At 68.6% G+C, this 11,096-nt stretch carries 8 protein-coding genes; all 8 read right to left on the bottom strand.

All coding sequences use genetic code 11. The annotated features are described in order from the left end of the window. Window positions 1-82 precede the first annotated feature (82 nt). The 8 genes from N5D30_RS22795 to N5D30_RS22760 all read right to left on the bottom strand — a co-directional run bounded on the left by N5D30_RS22795 (window position 83) and on the right by N5D30_RS22760 (window position 11,071). Window positions 83-1,048 (bottom strand): FecR domain-containing protein, encoded by a 966-nt coding sequence (locus N5D30_RS22795; RefSeq protein WP_279910808.1) that lies wholly within the window; start codon window positions 1,046-1,048, stop codon window positions 83-85. Next, window positions 1,045-1,566: a sigma-70 family RNA polymerase sigma factor gene (locus N5D30_RS22790; protein ID WP_279904116.1), complete on the bottom strand. Its 522-nt coding sequence runs from the start codon at window positions 1,564-1,566 to the stop codon at window positions 1,045-1,047. Before N5D30_RS22790 ends, N5D30_RS22795 begins: the two co-directional genes overlap by 4 nt. Window positions 1,567-1,879: 313 nt before the next feature. Next, a complete protein-coding gene (locus tag N5D30_RS22785; RefSeq protein WP_279910807.1) occupies window positions 1,880-4,414 on the bottom strand; it encodes a TonB-dependent siderophore receptor in 2,535 nt (844 codons plus the stop codon). 176 nt (window positions 4,415-4,590) lie between these two features. Next, window positions 4,591-5,547: a FecR domain-containing protein gene (locus N5D30_RS22780; RefSeq protein WP_279910806.1), complete on the bottom strand. Its 957-nt coding sequence runs from the start codon at window positions 5,545-5,547 to the stop codon at window positions 4,591-4,593. Beyond that, on the bottom strand, window positions 5,544-6,062 hold the full coding sequence (locus N5D30_RS22775; RefSeq protein WP_279910805.1) for a sigma-70 family RNA polymerase sigma factor: 519 nt from the start codon (window positions 6,060-6,062) through the stop codon (window positions 5,544-5,546). Before N5D30_RS22775 ends, N5D30_RS22780 begins: the two co-directional genes overlap by 4 nt. Window positions 6,063-6,579: 517 nt before the next feature. Beyond that, complete coding sequence (locus N5D30_RS22770; protein ID WP_279910804.1) at window positions 6,580-7,950, bottom strand: efflux transporter outer membrane subunit; 1,371 nt, start codon at window positions 7,948-7,950, stop codon at window positions 6,580-6,582. Between the two features lie 11 nt (window positions 7,951-7,961). After that, the gene (locus N5D30_RS22765; RefSeq protein WP_279904092.1) at window positions 7,962-9,908 is read right to left on the bottom strand and encodes a MacB family efflux pump subunit; all 1,947 of its coding nucleotides are present in this window, start codon (window positions 9,906-9,908) and stop codon (window positions 7,962-7,964) included. After that, a complete protein-coding gene (locus N5D30_RS22760) occupies window positions 9,902-11,071 on the bottom strand; it encodes an efflux RND transporter periplasmic adaptor subunit (RefSeq protein WP_220812688.1) in 1,170 nt (389 codons plus the stop codon). The genes N5D30_RS22765 and N5D30_RS22760 overlap by 7 nt, the downstream gene beginning before the upstream one ends. Window positions 11,072-11,096 lie beyond the last annotated feature (25 nt).

The raw sequence follows: 11,096 nt of genomic DNA, 5'->3' as shown, positions 1-11,096 counted from the left end.
ACGGATCATTCCGTAGGGTGCGCCATGCGCACCGGCTTCTTCAGGCCGGCACGGCATGTGCAACCTTGGCGGCCCTGGCCCTCTAGGTCGTGCGCGGAACCACCGTCACCCAGTAGCGCGTGCGGCGGATCACCCGCACGGGGAAGCCCTTCTCCAGCGCGTCCAGCGCACGCTCCGTGTCATCCAGCGGGAAGGCGCCGGACACCTTGATACCGGCGATGCGCGGATCGCAGCGCAGCCAGCCGCTGCGGTAGCGCGCCAGTTCATCGATCAGCTCGCCCAGCGGCCGGTCGATGGCGATCAGGCTGCCCTGCTGCCAGGCGGCCACGGAGGCATCGTTGGCCCGTGGCGGCTGCGTGCCGTCGCGGGTGAAGCGCGTGCGCTGGCCGGCCTCCAGCCGCAGGGGCGCGGCCATGCCGGGCGCCTCGACCTCGACGGCCTTCTCCAGCACCGCCACCTCGCTGCCAAGGTCATCGATCCGCACCGTGAAGCGTGTGCCCAGGGCCCGCACGCGGCCGTGCGCGGTGGCCACGCTGAACGGGCGGCCGAGGGGGTCGGACGCGGTTTCCACCAGCACTTCGCCGCCACGCAGCAGCAGCAGGCGCTGGCGCTCGTCGAAACGGGCGTCCACGGCGCTGTCGGTGTCGAGCAGCAGCTGGCTGCCGTCGGCCAGGGTGAAGCGGCGGCGTTCGCCGATCGAGGTGCGGAAGTCGGCCGTCAGGCGCCGGCCCGCATCGCTGCGCCAGCCCAGGGCGGCGACACCGCTGGCCGAGACCAGCAGCGCCGCGCCCAGCAGCACGCGGCGGCGGGAATGGCCGGCGGCGGTCAGGGTGCTGGCGGCCAGCCGGCCGGGTACCTGGCCCATCTGCTGGCGCACCGACTCGATGCGCTGCCAGGCGTCGCGGTGGGCGGGGTCGGCCTCCAGCCAGCGCTGCCAGGCGAGGCGCTCCCGCTCGCCGGCGGTTTCCGCGGCCAGCCGCGCATACCACTGCGCCGCCGCCCGGATCGCCTCGCGCTCGGCCGCGCCGAGCTGCCGCGCATCGCTCATGATAGGCCGGCCAGCACCAGGCAGCAGTGCTCCATTGCCCTGGCCATGTGGTTGTTCACCGTGCGCAGGGAGATGCCCAGGCGTTCGGCGATCTGCGCGTAGGTCAGCCCCTCGCACTGGGAGAGGACGAAGGTCTGCCGGACCTTTGCGCCCAGCCCATCGAGCAGGCGGTCGATCTCCAGCAGGGCCTCGAACAGGATCGCCTGTTCCTCCAGCGACGGATGCACCGCCTCCGGCAGGCTGGCCAGGGCGTCGCGATAGGCCTGTTCCAGCGAGCGGCGGCGGTAGAGGTCGATCACCAGGCCGCGGGCGATGGTCGTCAGGTAGTGCCTCGGCTCGCGCAGGCCACCGGCGGTGCGCGCCAGCAGCACGCGGACGAAGGTGTCCTGGGCCAGGTCGGCGGCATCGGCGGAATTGTTCAGGCGCTGGCGCAACCAGCCATTGAGCCAGCCGTGATGCTCGCGGTAGAGCGTATCCAGTTGGGCATGGCGGGCCGCGTCGGGGAGCAGCGTGGACATCCCGCCTCCTGTAGAGGTTGCGAATAAGAATTCGTCGCAATTCTACGGGGGAGAATGGGCGGTTGGGAATGGGCAAGGAGGGCAGGCAGGGGTGGAAAGCGTTTTGACGATCCCCAAACTCTGTGCCCATCGAGGCGTATGTAGAACAATGAGCACAGAGCGAGGGGACGATCGAAGCAATAAGCTGCACTGGAACGAGTGGCCTGCTGGACACACGATGTTTATCCAGCGGTTGTTACGGTGCTTTTGGGTATCGCGCATCCTGTTGGTGGAAAACGCTTCGCAGCACTCACCTGCTTGCTAGGCGAACAGGTCAGAACTTGCTACGGATGGTGAGTGCGAAGTTACGTGGTTCTCCATAGAAGTTGCCGGCATCGGTATTGCCGACGGTCTGGTAGTAGCGCTTATCGAAGAGATTGTTGGCATTGAAGGTGGCCGACCAATGTTCATCGATCTTGTAGTCCACGCTGCCGCTCCAGATCGTATAGCCCGCCTGGATGAATTTGAATTCCTGTTCATCACCATCGAAACGCCCGGATGCAGGGTTGTACGCGTAGGTAGTGCCGCTAACGAAGTTCGAGCTCTGAGCGATGGCGCCACCACCGACTTTCCAGTCGTGCAAGCGCCCGGGCAACTGATAGGTGGTCCACAGCTTGAACAGATGTTTGGGGGTGATGTTGCGATAGTTGGAAGTACTGGAGTCCTTGTCACGGCTGTGATTGTAGGTATAGCCGGCAATCAGCTGCCAGCCTGGCGCCAGTTCGCCGCTGACCTCGGCATCGATGCCCTGGCTGACTGTCTCGCCCTGGTTGATGTAGCAGCACAGGTAGCCTTTGTAGCGGTTGTACTCGACAGGGCCATCCGCGACCGCGACGTTTTCTTGCACGGCGCGATAAATGGCCACAGAGGTGTTCAGGCGGCTATCGAAGAACTCGCCCTTGAGGCCGATCTCGTAGTTCTTCGATTCGACCGGGGCGAGCGTGCCATTGTCACGCGTGCGTTGCTGATACTGGGGGCGGAAGGTCTCGGCATAGCTGGTGTAGGCCGTCCAGTTCTCGTTGATGTTGTAGGTCAGGCCGCCATATGGTGTGAATACACCCGTATCCTCCAGCTCGCGCAGACCCAGTTCGCCGTTCGGGCTGCCATCAGGTTTCTTGAACGGGCTGTTGCTTTCATACGAGTAGTTCGACAGGCGTCCGCCAATGGACAGCTGCAGCGAGTCGGTCAGGCTCAGACGCGTCATCGCGAACATCGACCGCTTCTTGGTGATGTGGTAGTCGTCCTTGGTCGGGTAGAAACTGGCATCGGTCGGTAGTCGCGGATCGAAGACGTTGACCGGCGTGCCGTTCGCAGTCGTCGTGAACTGCTCCGTCCAGGAATTACCCTTCTGGTAGTCGGCACCGAAAACGACGTCATGCTGCAAGTCGAACAAAGTGAAACCGCCCTTGACGGTGGCACTGTAGCCCGTGCGATCCATGCCGGTCTTGGCCGGGAAGGCCCAGAAGGTATGTCCGCTGTTGTCTGAGGGGTCGACCGCGCCGATGGTATAGGCACCCATCGCATCGCGATCCATCTCCATGCGCATGGCATCCAGAGTGATGCCCCAGTCGTCGGTGAAATTGTGCTGCAGTTTGAGGAAACCTTGCTTGGTGGTTTCGTGGGTGTGGTTCCAGTCGGTAGTCAGAGAGGTTTTACGCGACAACTTCAGATCTGCACCGTCGGCATAACGGGGCAGGCCAGCAAAGTTACTTACCCCGTCCTGTTCCTGGTAGCTACCGCCGACGGTCAGCAGGGTATCGGGTGTGACATCGAATTCCATGGAACCATAGAGGATCTTGGTTTTCATGTTGCCGGGGCTATAGAAGAACTTGCGATCCTGGTAGGCGGCGCCCAGCCGTCCCCGGACATTGCCGGACTCGGTCAGCGAACCGGTCGCGTCCAGTTCGGAACGGTAGTTGTCCCAGCTTCCCGCTGACGTGGAGAAGGTCAGCTGGTTGTGATCAAGCGCGCGCTTGCGCACCAGGTTGATGGTGCCCCCCGGATCACCCGAACCCGAGTACAGGCCATCGACACCGCGCAGGAATTCCACATGGTCGAACTGCACCATGTCCAGTTGGCTGACCGAACCGAAGCCCACCATGACGGTGTCCATCGGCGCGCCGCCGTCGATCTGGATGTTGTTGACCTGGAAGCCACGCGAATAGAAGTTGCTGTCGTTACCCAATGACGACCCTGCGGTTTGTGTGGCACGGGAATGGGTAACACCGGTCGTCCTGTCCATTACATCAGTCAGGCTGGTGAGGTTTTGATCTTCGATGCGCTGCCGCGTCATCACCGAGACCGAGTGCGGCACCTCACGCAGTGACTTGGCCACCTTGCTTCCTACGGTTACCGAGCCTGTAGTGTACGAACCGGTACCCTCGGTAGTAGCGCCCAGTTGCGTGCCAGTCACGGTAGTCGCCCCCAGTTCCAGCGCACCAGCGCTGTCCACCGCCACCTCCAGCGCATAGTTGCCGCCGGCATTGAGCGCGCGCAGGCCGGTGCCGGCCAGCAAGCGGGACAGGCCCTCGTTAACCGAATAGCTGCCATTGAGCCCAGGGCTGTGCTTGCCGGCGGTGAGCTGGGCATCGGCGGAGAGCAGGATGCCGGACTCGCTGGCGAAGCGGTTCAGCGCCTGGTCCAGGTTGCCGGCGGGAATGGCGTAGGCGCGCGCCTGCTCGCTGGCGGCCGGCTGGGCCTGGGCGACGGGCAGGAACGGCAGCGGGCCGGCGGCCAGCAGGCCGGCGAACAGGGCGTGGCGAACCGAGCGGGTCAGCGGGGTACGGTGGAAAGGGCTTGCCTGCGGCATTCTGGGACGTCCTCTTGAGAATGCGTTCTGAGTGAGTTCAAGAGGTATCCCGAGCGAGCCGGCAAAACCGACAAGGCTTCGCCAAAAATTTTCACGGCGCATTCGCAGCCAAATGCGCTACCTGTCCGTAGGGTGCGCCATGCGCACCGATTGGCCGATGGTAAGCAAGGCGCACCCTACGCCGGGCCGACCGTCACCCAGTAGCGGGTCAGGCTGTGCACCTTGACCGGCAGCGACTGCTGCAGCGCCATCAGCACGCGGTCGGTGTCGGCCAGGGGGAACACGCCGGTCAGCGGCAGCTCGGCCACCGCCGGGTCGCAGCGCAGCACACCCGGGCGATGGCGGGACAGCTCGGCGAGGAAGCGGCCGAGCGGCATGCGTTCGGCCACCAGGCGGCCCTCCCGCCAGGCGATGGCGTTGGGGTCGGCGGGCCCGACCGCCTCCAGGCGCTCGGCGGAGAACCAGCGGCGCTGGCCGGCCTGCAGGCGCGAGGCGGGCAGCAGGCGCGGGCGCAGCTCCAGTTCGCCCTCGTACAGCTCGACGCGGCTGCCGCCATCGATTTCATAGACAGAGAAGCGCGTCCCCAGCGCCTGGATCTCGCCGGCCGGGGTCTCCACGATCAGCGGGCGGCGGGCCGGGTCGTGGCCGCTGTCGAGCAACAGCTCGCCGGCGAGCAGGCGGATGCGCCGCTCGCTGTCGCTGAAGCGGATGTCCACGGCGCTGCCGCTGTTCAGGTCGAGCCGGCTGCCGTCCGGCAGGGTGCGCTGCAGGCGCTCGCCGGTGCCGCTGCGCAGGTCGGCTATGGCTTCGCGCCAGGGCAGCCGCGACTGGGCCAGGTAGCCGCCGCCACCCGCCATCAGCAGCAGGCCGAGCAGCTTGAGCGCCTGGCGCCGACGCGCATCGGGCAGGTCGCGCAGCACAGTGCGGGCGGTGTCGGCCGGCACCGCGGCCAGGGTGCCCTGCAAGCGCTCCAGGCGCTGCCAGGCGCGGCGATGCTCGGGGTCGGCGGCCTGCCACTCGGCGAAGCGCCGACGCTGATCGTCGTCCAGCGGCTCGCCCCAGTGCAGCATCAGCCAGTGGCTGGCCTGTTCGACGATGGCGGGCGCGATGGGCGCGTCGGCGGCGGGCTTCATTCGGCGTACAGCACCTGGTAGCAGGACGCGATGGCGCGCAACATATACTTCTGCACCGAGCTGACGCTGACCTGCAGGCGCTCGGCGATCTGCGCGTAGGTCAGCCCCTCGAACTGGGACAGCAGGAAAGCCTCGCGCGCCTTGCCCGGCATGCTGTCGAGCATGGCATCTATCTGCATCAGGGTTTCGATAACCATGGCGCGGGTCTCCAGCGAAGGCGTTTCCGGCTCGGGCAGGGCGGCGAGGCTGTCGAGATAGGCCTGTTCGATGCGCTGGCGGCGCCACTGGTCGATGACCAGGTTCCTGGCGATCTGCACCAAGTAGCGACGCCCCTCGCCCAGCTCGGGCAGGCGGCGGGTCACCAGCAGGCGCAGGAAGGTGTCCTGGGCCAGGTCGGCGGCCCGCTCGCGATCCCCCAGCCGCCGGCGCAGCCAGCCGTTCAGCCAGCCATGGTGGTCGCGATAGAGGCCATGCAGGTCATCGTGCAGCGATGAGGGGGGCGGAGCGCTGGACACCCGGATCTCCCAGCCTTGCTTGATTGCGGATAAGAATTGATCGCAATTGTAGGGAGGCGGACGCGCTTTGGGAACAGGCGCGAGGAGTGGCGGAACCTGTAAATTCGGTAAATCCTTGCCGTTTCTGGCGCAGTCGTCCGTCCTGGTAGTTGAGAGATGGAAAATGCGGTAGGTGCTCAGCAAGTAGGGCGGGTGCAACCCGCGAGCTTTGCCAGGGGTGTGGTGCTCGCGCGGGTTTCACCCGCCCTACGGACTGCCGTGTGGGCAGCTCAGAAATGAAGACTATCTGCCTCTCCAGGGCCGATTTACTTCACTGCCGTATAGGCAGCTCAGAAACATTGAAACCGGCTGCACCCACTGCGGCAGCGCTTCACTGCCGTATACGCAGCTCAGAAAAGGGCGCGCAGCAGGTCGACCTGCATCAGTCGCTTCACTGCCGTATAGGCAGCTCAGAAAGGTGGCTTCGGTGAGCAGCCAGATGCCGATCACTTCACTGCCGTAAGGCAGCACTTGACCCTCAGTGACCACCACCCTCGTACCGCCAGCCACCCCCCAAGGCCCGGGCCAGGGCCACGCCGGTCTGCAGGCGGGCCAGGCGGAGTTGGGCGCTCTGGTCTTCGGCGGCGTAGAGGGTGCGCTGGGCGTCGAGGAGGTTGAGCAGGTCGTCGGCGCCAGCGCGGTAGCGTTGTTCGGCCAGGCGCAGGGCGCGTTCGGCCTGGGCCTGGACTTCCTGCTGGGCCTGCCACTGGGCGTCGACGCCGGCGCCGGCGTTGAGTGCCACCTGCACGTCGGCGAAGGCTTCGACGATGCTCTTGCGGTAGTCGGCCAGCAGTTCCTCGCGGCGCGCGGCGCTGCGGTCGCGTTCGGCGGCGAGGGCGCCGCCGTCGAAGATCGGCGCTGCCAGGGCGGCGGCCAGGGAGTACACCGGGTCGGCGAAGAGCCGGCTCAGGCGGTTGGCCGAGCCGCTGGCGCCCGCCGACAGGTTCAGCCGTGGCAGCAGCGCGGTCCGCGCCGCGCGCAGGTCGGCGTCGGCGGCGCTCAGGCGGGCTTCGGCGCGGGCCAGGTCCGGGCGGCGCAGCAGCAGTTCACTGGGCAGGCCGCCGTCCAGCGCTGGCATGTCCAGGCTGAAAAGGGCGCTGCGGGCCTGCTCCGCCGGTTCGCCCTGGCCGAGCAGCACGGCCAGCAGGCTGCGCACGTCGTCCGCCTGCTGGCGCAGTTCCTCGCGAATCCGCCGCTGCTCGGCCACCAGGCCGCGCTGCTGGGCCAGTTCCAGCGGCGTGGCGGCGCCGGCCGCCTGGCGGGCTTCCACGGTGGCCAGCACCCGCTCGGCGTTGGCCAGGTTGAGCCCGGCCAGGCGCAGGCGTTCGCCCAGGGCGACCTGGCGCAGCCAGGTGTCGGCGACGCTGGCGGAGAGGGTCAGGCGCAGGGCATCGCGGTCGAAGCGGCTGGCGGCCAGTTCGGCCAGCGCGGCATCGTGGTCGGCGGCCAGGCGCCCCCACAGGTCGACTTCGTAGCTGGCGGCCAGGCCGCCGCTGTACAAGGTGCCTGCGGTCTCCGCATCGCCGCCGAGGCGCCCTGCGCGGCTGGCGCCGAGGGTGCCGTCCAGCCTCGGCAGCAGCGGCGCGCCGGCGGCGCGGGCGGAGGCCTCGGCCTGGCGCAGGCGGGCGGCGGCGGCGGCCAGATCGTGGTTGCCGGCCAGGGCCTGTTCGATCAGGGCGTCCAGTTCGGCGCTGGCGAAGCCGCGCCACCAGTCCTGGGCCGGTGCCTCGCCGGCGAGCGTGGCATGGCGCCAGGCCTGCGGCGCCTCGGGCAGGGTGTCCGTCGTGTCGGGCGCGTGGCTGCAGGCGGCGAGCAGGAGGATCAGCGGAAACGGCAGGTATCGGGTCATCGGCATCTCGTTCATTCGCTGGCCAGGGCGGCGACCGGGTCGAGGGCGGCGGCGGTCTTCGCCGGCAGGTAGCCGAACAGCAGGCCGGTGCCCACCGCGCAGGCGAAGGCCAGCAGCATCGCCGACAGCGAGAAGATCAGCGGCACGCCGGCCAGCAGCAGGCCGGCGCCGACGACCAGGCCGATCAGCACGCCGGCGCTGCCGCCGACCACGGTGACCAGCACCGCCTCGGTGAGGAATTGGCGCAGGATGTCGCGCTGGCGCGCGCCGGTGGCCATGCGGATGCCGATCTCGCGGGTGCGTTCGCGCACCGTCATCAGCATCACGTTCATCACGCCGATGCCGCCCACCAGCAGGGATACGGCGGCGATCAGGCCGAGCATCAGGGTCATGCTGTCCTGGGTCTTGGCCTCTGCCTGTAGCTTGGCGGCGGCGTTGCCGATGCCGATGTCGTCGCGGCCGTGGCGCGCGCGCATGAGGTCGCGGATGGCCGCCTCGGCGTCCAGCACCCGGCTGGTGGAGACGGCGTCGATCACCGAGTAGTCGGGCTTGCCGAAGGCCTGGAACACGCGGATGCGCGCCGAACGGTAGGGGATGAGGACCATTTCGTCGTAGCTTTCGTTGCCGGAGTCGGCGCCCTTCTCGGCCATCACGCCGATCACTTCGAAGGGCGAGTCGGCGATCAGCAGCTGGCGCCCGATCGGGTCGTCGCTGCCGAAGAACTGCTGGCGGGCCTTGTGCCCGAGCACCACCACCGGGGCCATGGCGCGGTCCTCGGCGTCGCTGAAGAAGCGCCCGGCGGCCACCGCCCAGTGGTGGATGCGCGGCAGTTCCGCGCTGCCGGCCAGGGTGTAGACGCTGCGTGAGACGTTGCCGTGGCGCACGCTCAGCGGGTCGCCGATCACCGGCATGGCGGCGCGCACTTCGGGCAGTTCGGCGATGGCCTCCAGGTCTTCCACGGTGACCACGCCCTCCGGGCCGCCGTCCGCCGGCTGGATGCCGCCGAGGTACATCATGGTGGCGCCCATGGAGGCCATCTGCGCCACGACCCGCTGCTTGGTGCCGAGGCCGATGGACAGCATGACGATCACCGAGGCGACGCCGATGACGATGCCGAGCAGGGTCAGGGCGGTGCGGAAGCGGTTCAGGCCCATCACCCGCCAGGCCGAGCGGAGCATCTCGCCCAGTTCGCCGAGGAAACTGGCGCCGGCGTCCAGCCCCGCCTGGCTCGGGTCCGGCGGCGGCAGCGTGCCGCTGGTTTCGTGGCTGCCGCTGTCGGCGACGATCTGGCCGTCGCGGATTTCGATCACCCGCCGCGCCTGTTCGGCGACGCCGCGGTCGTGGGTGATCAGGATGATGGTGTGGCCGGCGTCGGCCAGCTCGCGCAGCAGCGCCATGACCTCGCGGCCGCTGTGGCTGTCGAGGGCGCCGGTGGGTTCGTCGGCGAGGATGATGCGGCCGCCGTTCATCAGCGCCCGGGCGATCGACACGCGCTGCTGCTGACCGCCGGAGAGCTGGCCGGGGCGGTGCTCCAGGCGCTCGCCGAGGCCGAGGCGTCCGAGCAGGCTGCTGGCCCTGGCGTAGCGCTCGGCCGGCGGCACGCCGGCGTAGATCGCCGGCACCTCGACGTTCTCGCGGGCCGATTCGGTAGCGATCAGGTGGTAGCCCTGGAACACGAAGCCGAACGCCTCGCGGCGCAGCCAGGCCAGTTCGTCGGTGTTCATCTCGGCCACGTCGCGGCCGGAGAAGCGGTAGCGCCCGGCGCTGGGGCGATCGAGGCAGCCGAGCAGGTTCATCAGGGTGGATTTGCCCGAGCCGCTGGCGCCGACGATGGCGACGAATTCGCCGGCGTGGATGCGCAGGTCGATGCCGCGCAGCACTTCGACTTCCGGCGCTCCGCCTTCGCCGCCGTAGCGGCGGCGGATGCCTTCCAGCTCGATCAGCGGCGTCGCTACCACTGGAACCTCGACGGACGCTCGTCGACGCGCTCGCCGGTGATCAGGCGCTCGCCCTCGGCCAGCCCGTCGATCACCTCGGCGCTCTGCCGGCTGCGCGCGCCGACGTGCACCTCGCGCAGCTGCGCGTGGCCGTCGCCGTCGAGCACCCGGGCGGAGAACACGCCGGGCTTGCCGGGCAGCGGGTCGAGCGCTTCGAGCGGCGCGGTGAGCACGCCGCGGGCAGCGGCGGTGATGAAGGTGACCTGGGCGGTCATCTGCGGCAGCAGCTCGCCGTCGCCGTTGTCCACGTCGAACAGCACGGTGTACTGCACCGCCTGGGTGGCGCTCGCCGGGGCGCTGTCGCCCGAGGCGGAGACTTCCACCGGCGGTGCCGGCAGGATCTGGCGGATCTGCCCTTCCCAGCGGCGCTCGTCGCCGCCCAGGGTGGAGAAGTACAGCGGCATGGCCGGCTTCAGGGCACGGATGTCGGCCTCGGAGACCTTGACCCAGGCGGTCATCTGGCCGAGGTCGGCGATGCGCATCACGGTGGGGGTCTGGTAGGTGGCGTTGAGGGTCTGGCCCTGCTTCACGTCGATGCCCAGCACGGTGCCGTCGATGGGCGCGTACAGGCGGGTGTAGCTGAGTTGCGCCTCGTTGCCGCGCAGGCGGGCCTGGGCCTCGGCGATGCGCGCGCGCAGCTGTTTCAGCCGCGCCTCGGCCGAACGCAGGTTGGCGACGGCGGTCTGCACATCCTCGTCGCGGGTCGCCTCGGCGGCGGCCAGGCGTTGCTGGCGCTGGTGCTGCTGGCGCGCAAGGTCGAGCTGGGCCTGCTGGTCGGCCAGTTCGGCGCGCAGGCCGTCGAGCGCGGCGCGGTCGGCCTCGACTTCGGCCTGGTGCAGGCTGGCGTCGATTTCCGCGAGCAGTTGCCCCTTCTCGACCCGGTCGCCGGCCTCGACGTGCAGGCGGGTGACCTGGCCCGAGACCTGGGCGCCGACGTCCACCGAGTGGCGCGGCTTCAGGGTGCCGATGGCGACCACCGTGGCCTGCAGGTCGCCCCGGCCGATGGGCGCGGTGTCATAGGCGGCGGCCGGCTGGCCCCACCACAGCCAGGCCGCCGTCGGCACGCAGAGGATCACGGCGGCCGTCAGGCCGCGACGCAGGAGCGGGGGGAAACGCGGGGTCATCGACACATCCTTGCACGGTGCCGGC

The sequence above is a fragment of the Pseudomonas sp. GD03875 genome (genome assembly GCF_029840585.1).
GTDB lineage: Bacteria > Pseudomonadota > Gammaproteobacteria > Pseudomonadales > Pseudomonadaceae > Aquipseudomonas > Aquipseudomonas paralcaligenes.
Note: the sequence above shows the minus strand (reverse complement) of the source record. Positions and strands in the feature narration are given on the sequence as shown.

Excerpts from the sequence above, each read along its gene's own strand:
- N5D30_RS22770 (WP_279910804.1), bottom strand. The coding sequence starts at position 7,950 with ATGACCCGATACCTGCCGTTTCCGCTGATCCTCCTGCTCGCCGCCTGC.
- N5D30_RS22790 (WP_279904116.1), bottom strand. The coding sequence starts at position 1,566 with ATGTCCACGCTGCTCCCCGACGCGGCCCGCCATGCCCAACTGGATACG.
- N5D30_RS22795 (WP_279910808.1), bottom strand. The coding sequence starts at position 1,048 with ATGAGCGATGCGCGGCAGCTCGGCGCGGCCGAGCGCGAGGCGATCCGG.
- N5D30_RS22785 (WP_279910807.1), bottom strand. The coding sequence starts at position 4,414 with ATGCCGCAGGCAAGCCCTTTCCACCGTACCCCGCTGACCCGCTCGGTT.
- N5D30_RS22760 (WP_220812688.1), bottom strand. The coding sequence starts at position 11,071 with ATGACCCCGCGTTTCCCCCCGCTCCTGCGTCGCGGCCTGACGGCCGCC.
- N5D30_RS22780 (WP_279910806.1), bottom strand. The coding sequence starts at position 5,547 with ATGAAGCCCGCCGCCGACGCGCCCATCGCGCCCGCCATCGTCGAACAG.